9 protein-coding genes are annotated in these 14,716 nt (G+C 75.3%); 4 read left to right on the plus strand and 5 right to left on the minus strand.

The window, feature by feature from the left end; all coding sequences use genetic code 11:
- A partial coding sequence (locus tag BBH68_RS30525; protein ID WP_170066613.1) for an ATP-binding SpoIIE family protein phosphatase occupies window positions 1–967 on the plus strand: 967 nt, incomplete at its 5' end.
- Here BBH68_RS30525 and BBH68_RS30530 read toward each other — a convergent pair.
- The 4 genes from BBH68_RS30530 to BBH68_RS30545 form a co-directional block, all read right to left on the minus strand.
- The gene (locus BBH68_RS30530) at window positions 960–3,542 is read right to left on the minus strand and encodes a hypothetical protein (protein WP_065966975.1); all 2,583 of its coding nucleotides are present in this window, start codon (window positions 3,540–3,542) and stop codon (window positions 960–962) included. The genes BBH68_RS30525 and BBH68_RS30530 overlap by 8 nt on opposite strands.
- Before the next feature lie 117 nt (window positions 3,543–3,659).
- A complete protein-coding gene (locus tag BBH68_RS30535) occupies window positions 3,660–5,552 on the minus strand; it encodes an ATP-binding protein (RefSeq protein WP_245738377.1) in 1,893 nt (630 codons plus the stop codon).
- 104 nt (window positions 5,553–5,656) lie between these two features.
- Window positions 5,657–7,147 (minus strand): DUF2201 family putative metallopeptidase, encoded by a 1,491-nt coding sequence (locus tag BBH68_RS30540; protein ID WP_065966977.1) that lies wholly within the window; start codon window positions 7,145–7,147, stop codon window positions 5,657–5,659.
- 101 nt (window positions 7,148–7,248) lie between these two features.
- On the minus strand, window positions 7,249–8,751 hold the full coding sequence (locus tag BBH68_RS30545; RefSeq protein WP_065966978.1) for a glutamate synthase subunit beta: 1,503 nt from the start codon (window positions 8,749–8,751) through the stop codon (window positions 7,249–7,251).
- A 245-nt stretch (window positions 8,752–8,996) separates the two neighbouring features.
- On the opposite strand from BBH68_RS30545, the gene BBH68_RS30550 reads away from it, so the two are divergent.
- Genes BBH68_RS30550 through BBH68_RS30560 form a run of 3 tightly spaced genes read left to right on the plus strand, consistent with a single transcriptional unit; the run spans window position 8,997 to window position 11,168 of the window.
- Complete coding sequence (locus BBH68_RS30550; protein WP_065966979.1) at window positions 8,997–9,419, plus strand: septal ring lytic transglycosylase RlpA family protein; 423 nt, start codon at window positions 8,997–8,999, stop codon at window positions 9,417–9,419.
- 13 nt (window positions 9,420–9,432) lie between these two features.
- Entirely contained in the window at window positions 9,433–10,071 is a 639-nt protein-coding gene (locus BBH68_RS30555; RefSeq protein WP_065966980.1) for a cell wall protein, read from the plus strand.
- Window positions 10,068–11,168 (plus strand): MauE/DoxX family redox-associated membrane protein, encoded by a 1,101-nt coding sequence (locus BBH68_RS30560; RefSeq protein ID WP_174589111.1) that lies wholly within the window; start codon window positions 10,068–10,070, stop codon window positions 11,166–11,168. The genes BBH68_RS30555 and BBH68_RS30560 overlap by 4 nt, the downstream gene beginning before the upstream one ends.
- On the opposite strand, the gene BBH68_RS30565 is transcribed toward BBH68_RS30560, so the two are convergent.
- On the minus strand, window positions 11,083–14,526 hold the full coding sequence (locus BBH68_RS30565; RefSeq protein WP_065966981.1) for a SpoIIE family protein phosphatase: 3,444 nt from the start codon (window positions 14,524–14,526) through the stop codon (window positions 11,083–11,085). The two genes, BBH68_RS30560 and BBH68_RS30565, sit on opposite strands and share 86 nt — an antisense overlap.
- Window positions 14,527–14,716: the final 190 nt, after the last annotated feature.

Raw genomic sequence — 14,716 nt, forward strand, 5'->3', positions numbered from 1 at the left:
GGCCTGCACGGCCACCATGGGCCGGCTGCGCACCGCCGTGCACAACTTCTCCTCCCTCGACCTGCCCCCCGACGAACTCCTGACCCACCTCGACGAGGTGGTGGACCACCTGGACCGGGAGGAGACCGCCGCCAACGGCGCCCGGGGCCCCGGGGTCGCCGGAGCCACCTGCCTGTACGCGGTCTACGACCCGGTCGCCCGGCGCTGCTGCCTGGCGCGGGCCGGCCACCCGCCGCCCGCCCTGGTGCGCCCGGACGGCACGGCGACCCTCCTGGACCTGCCCGCCGGGCCCCCGCTGGGCCTGGGCGGGCTGCCCTTCGAGGCCGCCGAGGTCGACCTGCCCGAAGGCAGCCGCCTGGTGCTGTACACCAACGGGCTCATCGAGGCCGGCGGCGTGGACGTCGAGACCGGCCTCGAGCGGCTGCTCGGCGCGCTGGCCCGCGCCGACCCGGACCCCGAGCGCACCTGCCGGGCGGTGATGGAGGCCCTGCCCCCCGAGCACCCCGTCGACGACATGGCGCTGCTCGTCGCCGCCGCCACCGGCCTGAGCCCCGGCCACGTCGCCTCCTGGGACCTCCCCTCGGACCCCGCGGTCGTCTCCCGCATGCGGGCCGCCGTGGCCCGCACCCTCGACGCATGGGAGCTGGACGAGGCCGCCTTCACCACCGAACTGGTGGTCAGCGAGCTGCTCGGCAACGCCATCCGCCACGCCTCCGGCCCCATCCGGCTGCGCCTGATCCGCGACCGCACCCTCATCTGCGAGGTCGCCGACGGCAGCACCACCGCCCCCCATCTGCGCCGGGCCGCCACCACCGACGAGGGCGGACGCGGGCTGTTCCTGGTGGCCCAGATGGTCCAGCGCTGGGGCACCCGCTACACCAGGAGCGGCAAGGTCATCTGGACCGAGCAGACGCTCCCGTCCGGGACGGGCGCCCCGTACGCGCCGCCCGCGCTGGCCATCAGCTGATCACGGCGGCGGTGGTGGCCAGCAGCTCCGGGAGGGTGCCGGTGAACTCGGGCATCAGCCGCATGGCCACCGTCCACGCCTCCGGGTCCTCGCCCAGATGGGTGGCGACCAGATCCACGATCTCCCGGCGGACCCCGCGCAATTGCTCCGCCTCCTCCTCCCGGGCCTCCTGGTCGCGGTGCGCCAGATAGGCCGCGGCCACCCGGGCGGGCCGCGCCTCGCGCAGAATGTCCGACAAGGTCAGATGCCCGTAGGACATGGCCAGGTTCAGCCACTCCTGGTGGCCGTACACAAACGCGGGCAGCTGGTACTGGCGCAGCAGGTCCAGCGCGGTGGGGCGGGGGCCGGTGAGCCGGTGCGGATGTTCCCGGTGCTCCAGCCGCACCTCCGCGGCCTGGCAGTCGGGGCGCAGCTCCTCCGGCAGGTCGTCCCGCTTCGCCAGCTCCACCAGCAGGGCGTCCGGCAGCGGCTCGCGGTGGTGCTCGGCCGTCAGCTCCTTCCACGGGAGGTCCGGGCCGGTCTCCTCGGCCAGCCGCTCCAGCGCCGCGGTGACCTGATCGCGCCGCCCCGCGGCGGCGGTGCGCAGATACTCCGCCTGGCTCTCGGGCGACCGCGCACGCGTCAGCCGCTCGCGCAGCTCGGCCAGGCCGTCCGCCGCCTCCAGCGCGGACCGGACGATCTTGTGGGTGGCAGCGGGCAGCGGGTGCTTCTTGCTGCGGCGCTCGGGAAATTCGGTCTCGTCGAGCAGCGCGCGCACCTCCTGTGCGCCGTGCCGCTCCCACACCCGCACCAGCAGGAGCAGCTGCCCGGCGAGCGTATGCAGCTTGATCTTGCCGAGGAGGATGCGGGCAAGGCGCGGATCGCCGGCCTCGAGGGCCGGAACGAGCCAATGGCGGCGCCCGCTGTTGCGCAGCTCGACGAACAGCTCCTCGGTGAGCGGCAGCGGCCCCTCACCGCTGTCCGGGCGGCTGCGCCGGCCGGCCAGGACCTGCCGGCGCTGCTCGGGGCTCAGCGGGGTGTGGATGTACAGCTTGGCGTTGATCTCGGGGTCGTCGTGGAGCAGCAGCTCCGCGACGGTCTGCTCCGGCAGCTCCCAGCTGGAGGCGATGCCGGCCAGCACGGAGACCCCGTGCAGCGCGACGAAGCGGTCCCGCAGGGCGGCCGAGGGCCTGTAGTGGACGAGCAGGTGCTGGACGGAGCGGCGGTCCAGGTGCTCCGCGAGCGCCAGCCGCACATCCTCGGCGGCCAGGTCGTACAGCCGCAGGAACACCGCCCGGGAGCCGTCCGGCTCGCTCACCGGGTACTCGGGCGCCAGCGGCCGGGGCCAGGTCTTGCCCCGGTGCTTGGCCGTCTGCTCGCGGGCCGCGGCGAACAGCTCCGTACCGGTCCCCGCGAAGCGGGGCAGCAGCGAGTACAGGGCGCGCCAGGGGGCGAAGTCCGCGCCCAGCCCGGCCACCAGGCCGGACAGCTCCTCACGGACCGGGGCCTCCTCGTACGGAAGCGAGCCCAGCACCGCGCGGGCGGGGCGGATCTCCCTCAGCACCCGCTCGACCGGAAAGGCCCCCTCGCGGATGCCCCGGCGCAGCAGCCTGGACAGGTCGAAGCGGGAGTAGGAGTCGCTCCAGTCCGACTCCGCGAGCAACTGCCACGGAAGCGGGGAGGTGGCGGGCAGGTGGCGGGGCGACTTCCGGTAGGCCGCCAGCACGATCTCGTCCGGGCAGTCCCGGTGGGCCGCCAGCGTGAGCAGCGCCCCGTCCGGCAGGGGCTCGCGGCGGTGCTCGGCCAGGACGAGGTCCCAGTCCACCCCGTCCAGGGGGAAGCCCTCGCGCGTCCACGTCATCTCGCGCAGCTGGCGCACCAGCTCCGTGCCGGACGGGGCCGGTGCGCCCGGCGCGGGTCCGTCCGGGGCGGCCGTCCCGTCGTCCTCCGTCACCGAGGCGCTCTCCAGCACGGCCGCCGGGTCCGGCGCGGCCGCCGCCCGGCGCACCAGCTCCGCCACCGCCGGGCGCAGCGTGTACAGCCCGGCCAGGCCGGCCAGCTCGGCCACGCCCCCGTGGGTGAGCACGGCCCGGCAGGCCGCCAGCTGCTCGCTCGCGTCCACCTTGTGGCCGACGGTCTCCAGGGCGTGGCGCACGACCGCGGGGAAGGGCGCGCGCAGGGCCGGCAGCAGCTCCTCGACGCCGCTGGTGTTCAGCAGGAACTCCACCAGGCCGTCCGGCTCGTGCCAGTCGGGGTCGTCCAGATTCCGCTTCGCCCCCTCCAGCACCGCGGCCCGCAGCTCCTGGCGGTCGCCGTACCCCCGGTAGAGCCGTGGGCCCAGGGCCGTGTAGCCCAGCGCGGCGAGGCGCAGCAGCGCGGGCAGGCGCTCGGCGGTCGGCGGGCATCCGGCCAGGGCCCAGATCAGCTCGGCGTCGCCGGTGGCGAACGCCGTGTCCACCAGATAGTCGGGCAGGGGCTCCCGCCCGGCCATCAGCGCCATGGCCTCCTCGCGCAGCCGGGCCATCAGGCCCGGGGCGAGGGCGGGGCCGGCCAGCCGGAAGGTGGCCGAGAGCAGGGATTCGTCGAAGGGCGCCACGGCGCGTGTTCTCCGATCGTAGAGACGAGCACAAGAGCGAAAGGGCGAAAGAGCGAAAGGGCGAAGAATTCAGGGAGGAGCGGCCGAGAGGACGGCTCAGGGCGGGGCAGAGGCGGCTCAGGGGTTGGCGGGCAGCTCGGCCATCCTGGACAGCGCGCCGATCCAGAACCGCTGCCGCTCCGGGGTCTGCCCCACCAGATGGGCGGCGCGCAGCTTCGGCGGCATACGGCGCAGCAGCCGCGCGACCACCTCGGCGTGGCGCTCCAGCTGGGAGACCTCCGCGTTGGCGAACACCTGGTGCACCAGGTCGGTGTCGTTGGTGCCCTCATCGGAGCTCTCGGAGGCCGCGGCCAGCCTGGCCTCCCACTCGGCCACGTCGCGCGCCAGCTCCCGCAGCCCGAGCACCTTCCGCCCGGAACTCTCCGACAGCCGCGCCTCGAGCTGGGACAGCGGCACCGGGGCGTACTCGCCGTCACCGAGGTAGATCAGCCCGGTCTCCAGCGGCTGCCCGGCCAGATGCAGCTTGATCAGCCGCTCCAGGGTCCGCTTGGTGATCCACTCCCGGCCCTCGTCGTCGATGTCGCTCTTCCACCACTCCAGCACCGTCTCGGCCACCTCGCCGTAGGTGTCGATCAGCCACTGGTTGGCCGGGATGTCCTCCGGACCCACCTCGTAGCCGACCGTGAAGCGGCTGGCCTGGGCCACGTTGTTGCTGCTGACCAGCAGCTTGCGGCCGAGGTGGTACGGCGGGTTCTGCAGCGCTATCTGGGCGGTCAGCCCCGGAAGCGGCCGGCCTGCCAGCGACCACTCCTGGGTGATCTCCATCAGCTTGGCGAACGTGGCCTTGTCCTTGGGCCGGTTGTACTCGTCCCAGACGATCACCTTGGGCTCGGGCCCCGTCAGCGAGCGGCTGAGCAGCGTGTCCAGGGTGCCATCGGGGGTGGGCACCGGCACGCACAGGTCCTCCACGTTGGTCACCGGCAGGGAGAAGTACACCGGGTCGGCGCCCGTCTCCTCCCGCACCACCGCCTTGGTGACCTCCGTCTTCCCGCAGCCGGGCGGGCCCTGGAGCAGCACGGCCCAGTTCTCCCGGACCGCGGTGCGCACGATGGTGCGCACCGGGTCCGCGATGGTCGCCGGGTTCGGGCAGCCGACGGCGGCCGCGATGCCGTCCAGGATCTCGGCCGTGCGGTCCGGGCCCGGCTTGCCGTCCGACTTCACATCCCGCAGCCGCAGCCGCTGCCCGCCGACCAGCGGCAGCCCCCAGACCAGCGGGAAACCGGCCCGGCCGCAGTCCAGCACATGCTGGAGGGTGCGCGGGGACAGCAGCGAACGCAGCCGCGGGGACAGCCCGGCCCACAGCCGGAACACCTCGGCCAGGTCCCAGCCCTCGAAGCGCTCGGCCAGATGGCGCCGCCAGGCGGTGTCGTTGGCGGTCACCCGCAGGGTGACCATGCGGTCCAGCACCGCCAGATCGCTGCGCCGGGCGCCGGTCTCGGCCAGGGACTCGTTGTCCGCGAGGAAGACGCCGACACAGCCGAGCGCGCGCAGATCGTGCTCGCCGAGCGTCCAGTTGCAGGCGATCTGCATCAGCTGGGACTGGATGGTCTCGCCGGCCTGCAGCGAGTCGTCGATCAGCAGCACGAAGGGCCTGCCGGGGCTGAGCTGGCGCATGATCAGCTGGGTGAGGACCAGCTCCCCGCTGCGCTCGTCCCGCACCGGGGCGTTGACCAGCAGGTCGTCCGGGGTCAGATTCGCCGCCGGGACCAGGATCACCTCGGTGCCGGGGTGCGCCTCGGGGATGTAGGAGAGGAACGTCGAGGTCTTGCCGATGCCGTGCTCCCCGAAGACCTGCCCGGTCTGGCCCATGGCGATCATCGCGCTGATGAACCGCTCCAGGCGGGTGCCGGTGTCCTGCCCGGGCCGCTCGGAGGTCTTCCGCGGCTGCCGCGCCTTCCGCGTCCTTCGCTCCGCCCGCCCGGCGGGCGCGTCCCCCGCGGTCGGTGCCATCGTCTCCACGCTGCTCACAGTGGCCTGTTCCCTCGTTCCGTGTCTGTCGGTCGTGCGAAGCGGTCGGGCGCGGCCGCTGCCGGGCCGTCGGGCCGTCGGTCGCGTCAGCTGTCGCCCGTAATCACCCGGTGGCAGGCCATCGGCGGGTCGTGCCGCTCGGGCCAGTCGTCGCCGCCCTCCGTGATCAGCCAGATCCACCGGTCGGGCTGGGCGGGGGCGACCTTGGGCGCGTAACCGTCGGTGACCATGATCACCGCGTCGGGGCGCTCCTCGAACCGCCGCCCGTTCACCGCGAGTCGGCCCTCGACATAGTCGACGACCTGCTGGAAGTTCGTCCCGCCACCGCCGAGGACCCGCTCTCCGGGGACGAAGGGCATCACGGAGCCGTCGAAGCTCAGCCAGTGGCTCTCCACCCCGTCGGTGCGGCCGACCAGCGAGGTGATCCAGTCGACCACGGACTGCGGCATCGACGCGGAGGTGTCCAGCGCGACCACCACCACCTTGGTGCGCTCCGCGCCCCGCCGGGACAGCATGGGGTCGTGGCCCAGCGCCAGCAGCACCGCCCCGTGCTTCTTCGGATAGACCAGCCGCTCGCCCTCGCGCAGCTTCGAGGCCAGCACATCGGACAGCCAGCGTCGCCACCACTCCACCCGCCTGGTCCGCGGGGTCTGCCCGCGCAGCGCGGCCAGGCCCATCCGGCCCCACATGCGCTCCACCCGCTTACCGCTCCCGGCGCTGCGGTCCGCCAGGGCCAGCATCTCGTCCCGGGCGATGCCCTCCCCGCGCAGCGCCGCCCGCATCGCCTCGGCCAGCGTCGCCTCCACCACCGAGGAGACCGTCTCCTGGTCCATCGGCAGCTCCGGCGCCGCCCCGTCGCCCTGCCCGGCCCCGGCCATCCGCATATGGACGCACACCGCGGGCGCCACGGGGGGCCGGCGCATCCGCTTCAGCTCCCCGTACACCCCCAGGTCGGTGTCCACGAAGTCCTTGTACGACAGCGGCGTCAGCCCCTGCTCGGTCAGGTCGGCCACATACCGCCGGTGCACCTCGCGCGGGTCGATGCCCACCGGCTCGCGCCGGGTGCCGCCGAGCCCGTCCGGCACCTCCTGGGCGGGCAGCTCCGTACGCCCCAGCCGGACCATCACCACATGATTGATCGCCACCTCGGCGGCCAGCTCGAAGACCGGGTCGGCGCGCAGCTCCTCCTCCACGTACAGATGGCGGTGGATCAGATGGCGGGCCTCGTGGAACAGCACGAAGCGCACCCCGCTCGGCCCGATCCGGACGAAAAACTCCGGGTTGTACAACAGCAGGCAACTGCCGTCGCCCACGGCCACCACCGCCGCCGTGTCCACCGCCGCGGTGGCGATCTGGTGGTGGCACTTGGCGTACAGCCACGAACTCACCACGCTGTCCTTGACCCCGAAGTCCAGCAGCGCCGCCTCCTTGAGCCGACGGCCCTCCTCGGCCACCTCAGGATCGGCCACCTGACACTCCAGCAGCGCCCGGCGGTCCCCCAGGTCGAGCACCCGCCGCGCCGCGGCATGCCGGACCTCCCCCGTCACCCGTGCCACCGTCTCCCCCTCGTCGCGCATGCCGCATTCCGGTGCGCCGTCCCCGGCCCGCCACCAAGAACGTTATCCACCGGGTCCGACAGCGCGGCCCCGGGGCCGATCAGCGGGGCACCCGGGAACGCTCAGACCACGAGCGGGCGGTCCGCGGGGGTGACGGGCGCCGGGAGGGCGGTGGAGCCCGCGAGATGGCGGTCCACGGCCGCCGCGGCGGAGCGGCCCTCGGCGATCGCCCACACGACCAGCGACTGTCCGCGGCCCGCGTCGCCCGCCACGAACACCCCCTCGCGGCCGGTGGCGAACCCCTCGTCGCGGGCCAGGGCGCCCCGGGCGTCGACCTCCAGGCCGAGCTGGTCGACCAGGCCGGTGTCCCGCTCCGGGCCCGAGAAGCCCAGCGCGAGCAGGACCAGATCGGCCCGCAGCACCCGCTCCGAGCCCGGCTCCGGCCGCCCGTCCGCGTCCACCCCGACCAGGCGCAGCGCCCGGACCGCCCCCGGCGGGCCCTCCGCGCCCGGGCCCGGCCCCTCGAAGCGGAGCGTGGCGGCCGAGAAGAGCCGCGCGTCCACCTCGGCGGCCGGGGACACGCCCAGCTCCCGGGCCTCCTCGTGGGCGGCGGACATCCGGTAGACCTTGGCGTGGACCGGCCAGGGCTGGTCGCCCGGCCGCTCGGTCCCCGGCCGGGCGTGGATGTCCAGCTGGGTGACCGAGGCCGCCCCCTGGCGCAGCACGGTGCCCAGGCAGTCCGCGCCGGTGTCCCCGCCGCCGACGATCACCACATGCCTGCCCTCCGCGGTGATCGGCGGCCGGTCGAAGTCGCCTTCCCGGACCCGGTTGGCCAGCGGCAGATACTCCATCGCCTGGTGGATCCCGGCCAACTCCCGCCCCGGCACCGCGAGCTCCCGCCAGGCCGTCGCCCCCACCGCCACGACCAGCGCGTCGTAACGGGTCCGCAGCTCGGCGGCGTCCACGTCGGTGCCCACGCCCACGCCGGTACGGAACCTGGTGCCCTCCGCGCGCATCTGCGCGAGCCGGCGGTCGAGGTGGCGCTTCTCCATCTTGAACTCGGGGATGCCGTAGCGCAGCAGACCACCCGGCCGGTCGGCCCGCTCGTACACCGCCACCGTGTGGCCGGCGCGGGTCAGCTGCTGGGCCGCGGCCAGGCCCGCCGGCCCGGAACCGATGACCGCGACGGTCCTGCCGGACAGCCGCTCCGGCGGCTTCGGGGTCACCCAGCCGCTCTCCCACGCCCGGTCCGCGATGGCCCGCTCCACGTTCTCGATGGTCACCGCGGGCTGGTTGATGGCCAGCACACACGCGCTCTCACACGGCGCCGGGCACAGCCGGCCGGTGAACTCGGGGAAGTTGTCGGTCGCGTGCAGCCGCTCGCTCGCCCGCCGCCAGTCGCCGCGCGCGACCAGGTCGTTCCACTCGGGGACGAGGTTGCCCAGCGGGCAGCCCCGGTGGCAGAACGGAATGCCGCAGTCCATGCAGCGCCCGGCCTGGGCGCCCACGATCGGCAGCAGGCCGCCGGGCTCCTCGACCTCCCGCCAGTCCCGCACCCGCTCGGCCACCGGGCGGCGCGGCGGAAGCCGTCGAGGAGTGTTGAGAAAGCCCTTGGGGTCGGCCATGGCGGCATCCCTCATCCACACGTCCGGACTGGCCGCGTGGTGGCGGCGCACCGCGGCCCACCACGCCTTCCCCCAACTGTACGTCCGTGCGCCAGGGTCCCCGGGGCCGCCACCTGCGGCCCCAGCGCGGTCGGCGGACGAACGATCGCCGCCCGGAGGCGTTCCCGGCAGGCTGGAAGGACCCCTGGGGAGGCACGGGAGCGGGGAGCGGGTGAGACGAGGGGGAGGGAGAAGGGAGTAAGACCATGGCCTGTGGATCGACCCCGCTGTGGGCCGGGGAGGCCAGCTGGTTCTGCTGCGGCAACTCCTGGGGCCCGTGCGCGAGCGCGGGCGGCGGCGCCTGCGGCACCTGCCGGTCCGGCGAGCCGCAGGCCGCCTGGCCCAACGCCTCCCAGGCGTGCTGGGAGATCACCCGGCCGGACCTGTGCGGGGAGGACATACCGCGGCGCGGCTGCGGCAGCGTCCTGACCGTCCGCCACCAGTGCTCGGGGGCGTCGGTGTGCGTGACGGTCACCGACTGCGGGCCGCGCACCAGGAGCTTCTGCGGGGAGGCGACCTGCTGTGACGGGGTCTGCCGGAGCAACCGCGTCATCGACCTCACGCCCGCGGCGTTCGCCGCCCTCGGCAGCCTCAGCTCCGGCACCCTGCCGGTGCTGGTCCACGAATGAGGAGGGCCCGGCCATGACCCCGTCCCGAACGGACGCCGACGACCTCGGCAGACGCCGGTTCCTGACCACCGTCGCCCTGGGCGGCGCCACCATCGTCGGCGCCACCTCCCTGGGGGCCGTCGACGCCGACGCCGCCTTCGCCGCGCCCCTGGTGCCGCTGGACCCGGCCGTGCCGCGCGGCGCCTTCGTCGAGGGGAGGATCCTGCGGACCGACGGCGGGGTGCTGGACGTCGCCGGGTCCCACGGCGAGCGGGCGCGGGTGCGGCTGACGGGCGCCACCAGCGTGTGGAAGGCGGGGGTCGCCACCGCCGCGGAGATCGAGGCGGGCGACGGGCTCTACGCGCGCGGCGTCCCCATGCCCGACGGCACCGTGGCCGCCGACGCGGTGTGGGTGAACATCGTGAACCTCTACGCCACCGTGCGCGGGATCGACAAGGACCGGCTCCACCTGGCGCACGGGACCCACCGGATCGTCGGCCGTCTGCTGCCGGCCACCACCAGCGCCTCGTACCCGGGCACCGCCCCCACCTCCGACCTGTCCCGGCTGCGCGTGGGCGACGCGGCCCAGGTCCTCGGCGCCTGGCGGCCCGCCGACGGGGCCGTGGACATCGTCCGGGTCTCGGTCGGCCCCCCGCCTCGGGGTCTACGGTGACCGGCCCGGCGGCCGGGGCCGCGGCGCTGGCCGGGGTGGCCCCGCCGCTGACCGCCGGGCTGCTCGGCTGGACCGGCGCCGCCAAGCTGCTGCCCCGCCGCGCGACCCGACCGGCGCCGCCCGCCGCGCTGGCCCGGCTGGTGCGCGGCGCCGGCCGGGCCGCGGCCGCCCTGCGGCTCCTCGGCGCCTGCGAACTGCTGCTCGCCGCCGGGCTGCTGGCGCTGCCCCGGTCCGCCGCCCCCGGGGTGGCGGCCGCCGTCCTCGGCGTGGCGTTCACCGGCTATCTGGCGTACGCCCGCCGGGCCGCGCCGGGCTCCTCTTGTGGCTGTACGGGCGGCGGCGCGGGCCCCGTCACCTGGCGCGTCTTCGCCCGCGCCGCCGCCCTGGCGGCGGGCGGTGCCGCGGCGGCCCTGGCGGCCACGGCGGGGGAGCCCTGGTGGGCCGCGGTGGCGCGGCGGCCGGCCGCCGCGCTGGGCGTGGCCGGGGCCGCCGTGGCGGGGCTCGTGGCGCTCTCCGCCGATGCCGACGCGGTGCGGTGGTGGCTCGCCCGGCGGCGCGGACTCCGGCGGGGCGGCGCCGGGCTCCCGCCCGCCGGGCTCAGGGACGCGGCCGGGGTTCCGGTGGCCGCCACGGTGCAACTGCTGGAGCGTTCGCTGGCCTGGCGGGCGGCCGCCCCGGTGGTGCGGTCCGCGCTGCTGGACCACTGGGACGACGGCGGCTGGCGCGTGCTGCAGTTCTCCGGGGTGCACGGCGGCGGGGGCGCGGCCGCCAGGCCGGTGTTCGTGGTCTTCGCCCTGGACGCCATGGCCTGCGTGGACACCGTGACCGAGCCGGCGGTCCTCGTCGGGGTCGTCGACGCGGACACCGGAGAGCCGCTGCCGTTCCCACTGCCGGCCGCCCCGGGACCGGCCCCGCCGCCTCCGGCACCCGGCGCCACCCCGGGGCCCGGCGCCACCCCGGCGCCCGCCAGCACCCCGGCACCCGGCCGACCGCCGGGTCCGGGACCGGCCGTCAGCCCCCGGTCGACGCGGCGAGCAGCGCCGTGTCGTCGGCCACGTGCCCCGGCGCGCCGAGCAGCCCCAGGGAGCGGTCGATGATCCGCTGCGGGTCGCTCCGCGCCGCCGCCGACAGCCCCGCGCAGTCCGCCCGCAGGGACGCCAGCCCCTCGTCGAGGGAGACGCCGCTGTGCTCCACCAGGCCGTCGGTGAACAGCAGCAGCCCGGCGCCGCCCGGCAGCCGCGCCTCGTGGTCCTCGGCCGGGCCCGGCGCGAGCCCCAGCGGAACGCCCGGCCGGGTCTCCAGGAAGCGGGTGGCCTCCCCCGCCACCAGCAGCGGCGGAAGGTGTCCGGCCGAGGCGTACCGCAGCCGGTGGGTGCGCGGCTCGTACACCGCGTACAGGCAGGTCGCGAAGTGCTCGACGTCCAGCGACCGCAGATACGCGTCCAGCTTGGCCAGGAGGCGGCCCGGGGAGGCACGGTCGAGCGCGAAGCCGCGCAGGGCGGGCCGCAGCCGGCCCATCACGGCCGCCGCGTTGACGTCATGGCCCATGACGTCGCCGATCGCCAGCCCCATGGCGCCGTCGGGCAGCACGATCACGTCGTACCAGTCGCCGCCGACCTCCGCCCCGAGGGTGCTGGCCCGGTAGTACGACGCGGTGCGCAACCCGGCCACCTGCGGCAGGTGCTGGGGGAGCAGCGCCCGCTGCAGGGTCAGGGCCAGCCGGCGCTCGTTGCGGAAGCGCGCGGCGTTGTCATAGGCGAGGGCCAGCCTCCCCGCGATCGCGTCGAGGTACTGACGCTCGTCCTCGCGGTACCCCGGCCCGCGCCTGGCGACGGCCAGCGCCCCCAGCGTCCGCCCGTGGGAGACCAGCGGCACCGCCAGGACGGTGGGGGGCGGGGCCGTCCCGTCGCCGCCCGTGCCCAGGCTCCGGCTCAGCGCGCGCTCGAGGTCCTCCGGGGCGGCCGTCCGCTCGCCCGCCGCGAACACCGGCCGCTCCGCCCGCGGATCGGTGACCCGGACCCGGATCTCGTCGGCGAACTCCGGGATCAGCACCCCCTTCGTGGCCCCCAGCACCTGAGGCGGGTCCAGGCTGTCGGAGAGCACCATGCTCGCCTGGGCCAGCGAGGTCAGCATGGCGGCGTGGCGGCGGCTCTCGGTGAGCACCTCCTCGCGCAGCCGGGACAGCTCCAGGTTGGCGCGCACCCGGGCGAGCAGCTGGCGGGCGGAGAACGGCTTGGCGAGGTAGTCGTCCGCCCCCGCCCGCAGCCCCTGCACCGTCGCCTCCTCCCCGGCCCTGGCGGTCAGCATGATGATCGGCAGCCGGATGGTCCGCGGATCCGAGCGCAGGGCCCGTACGAGGGCGAATCCGTCCAGCCGGGGCATCATCACATCGGTCAGCACCAGGTCGACCGGGTGCGACACGGCGGTCTCCAGCGCCGTCCGGCCGTCCCCGACCAGCAGCACGTCGTGCTCCGGGACGAGCAGCTCCTTCAGATAGCCGCGCACATCGGGGTTGTCGTCCGCGACCAGCAGCAGCGGGCGGCGGGCCGTCTCGCCGTCCCGCGCGGCCGTCGAGGGCCGGTCGCCGGCCACGGAGGCGGGGGCCGGGGCGGCGCCGGTGTCCGTGGCCGGATCCCCCTCGGCCACCGGTCCGCTCCGCAGCCGGCGCAGCGCCTCCCCGGCACAGGAGGCGGTGCGCTCGCGATGGACGGCCTCGGGCAGGCGGCGCCCGGTGGCCACCTCGTCCGCCGCCAGGTGGGCGGCGCCGAACGGCACCTCCACGGTGAACGTGCTGCCCTCGCCCGGCCTGCTGCGCACCGACACCGTGCCCCCGTGCAGCTCGACCAGGTCCTTCACCAGCGCGAGGCCGATGCCGCTGCCCTCGTGGGACCGCGAGAGCGCCCCGCGCACCCGGTGGAAGCGGTCGAACAGATACGGCAGCTCCTCGGGGGGCACTCCGGTGCCGGTGTCCGCCACGGTCAGCCGGGCCCGGTCGCCGACGGGGGCCACACGCACCGTGACCCCGCCGGCGAAGGTGAACTTCAGGGCGTTGCTGAGCAGATTGAAGACGATCTTCTCCCACATCTCCCGGTCCACGTGCACCGGCTCCGGCAGCGGAGGGCAGTCCACCCGCAGGCTCAGCCCCGCCAGGTCGAAGGCGGAGCGGAACACCCCCGCCAGCTCCGTCGTGAGCCGGGCCAGGTCCACCGGCTCGAAGCTGCCCTTCAGCCGCCCGGCCTCCGCCCTGGAGACATCGAGGAGCGTGTTGACCAGCTTCAACAGGCGCAGCGCGCTGCGCTCCGCGAGCTCGAGCTGCCGGCGCCGCCCGGGTCTGTCCTCCTCCGCGAGGGCCTGCTGCACCGGGCCGAGCAGCAGGGTCAGGGGGGTGCGGAACTCATGGCTGACGTTGGAGAAGAACGCCGTCTTGGCACGGTCCAGCTCGGCCAGCGCCTCCGCCCGCAGGCGGTGCTCCTGCTGGGTGCACGCCGCGGCCAGGGCCGCGCTGACGCCGGAGGAGAGCACATCGAAGAAGTCCCGGTAGGGCCCGTTGAGGGGCAGCCGGGGATTGACGCCCATGACGAGCACGCCCGCCACCTCGCCCGAGCGGATCAGCGGATGGGCCAGCGCGTCCTGTTCCGGCCGCCCGAGCGCCGAGCCCGGGAGCCGGGCCGGGGCGGCGTCCCCGACCACCGCGGCCAGGCGCGCGGCGAGCCCCTCCGGCTCGGCGGCCCGGTCGAGCCGCAGCTCCGCGGGCGGCCCGGTGGCGTCCCCCGGGAGGGACGTGGCGGCCGCCAGCCGGAGCGTGCCGGGCTCGGATGCCAGGTAGACGGCGGTGAACGGCACGTCCTCGCGGTGGGCGTCCAGCACCTCCGCGACCGTCCGGGCGACGTCCTCGGGGGTGAGCAGCCCGGCCGTCCGGGAGCCGAGGGCGGCCAGCAGCCGCAGCCGCCGCTCGCCGAGCACCCGGGCCGTGGTCTCGGTGACGACGCCCAGCAGGCCGCCCACCGTGCCGTCGGGCAGCGGCACCGGCTGGAAGGACACGTCGTAGTAGGACTGCTCGGGAAAGCCGCGCCGGGTGTACACGAAACCTATGTCGTTGACCAGGATCGGCTTCCGGCTGTCCACCACGGAGCGCAGCAGCGGGCCGGCGCTCTCCTCCCAGGTCTCCGGGAAGACCTGGGCGCACGGGGCGCCCAGGGCGCCCGGGTGCTTGCTGCCCAGGAGGGAGGCGTAGCCCTCGTTGTACAGCATCCGGAATTCGGGGCCCCAGAACAGCACCATCGGCTGCTCGGAGAAGAGGACGATACGGAGCGCCTCGGTCAGCCGCACAGGCCAGGTGTCCGTCCGCCCCAGAGGGGTCGCCGCCCAGTCGATGTCGCGCATCGAACGGCCCGGCGAACCGCTCTCGGCGAACAGCTCCGCCACCTCTGAGTGCTGCCTCGCGGGCCCGTTCATGGAGTCGGCTCTCCTCAGTCACAGTGTGGCACAGAAAGCGACTTAAGCGGCAAATGATACGATGTCCCGCGCGAAACCCGGCAGCGGCCGAGCGGAGGTTCGAGATGGGGAACAGGGACTGAGTGTCCGGGCCCACGCCGCAGGGCGGCGAATCGCCGCCGGAGCGCCACGCGTCACTCCCCGAGCGGTG

Source organism: Streptomyces sparsogenes (assembly GCF_001704635.1).
GTDB classification, from domain to species: Bacteria; Actinomycetota; Actinomycetes; order Streptomycetales; family Streptomycetaceae; genus Streptomyces; species Streptomyces sparsogenes.

Excerpts from the sequence above, each read along its gene's own strand:
- BBH68_RS30535 (WP_245738377.1), bottom strand. The coding sequence starts at position 5,552 with ATGGCACCGACCGCGGGGGACGCGCCCGCCGGGCGGGCGGAGCGAAGG.
- BBH68_RS30540 (WP_065966977.1), bottom strand. The coding sequence starts at position 7,147 with ATGCGCGACGAGGGGGAGACGGTGGCACGGGTGACGGGGGAGGTCCGG.
- BBH68_RS30545 (WP_065966978.1), bottom strand. The coding sequence starts at position 8,751 with ATGGCCGACCCCAAGGGCTTTCTCAACACTCCTCGACGGCTTCCGCCG.
- BBH68_RS30550 (WP_065966979.1), top strand. The coding sequence starts at position 8,997 with ATGGCCTGTGGATCGACCCCGCTGTGGGCCGGGGAGGCCAGCTGGTTC.
- BBH68_RS30555 (WP_065966980.1), top strand. The coding sequence starts at position 9,433 with ATGACCCCGTCCCGAACGGACGCCGACGACCTCGGCAGACGCCGGTTC.
- BBH68_RS30565 (WP_065966981.1), bottom strand. The coding sequence starts at position 14,526 with ATGAACGGGCCCGCGAGGCAGCACTCAGAGGTGGCGGAGCTGTTCGCC.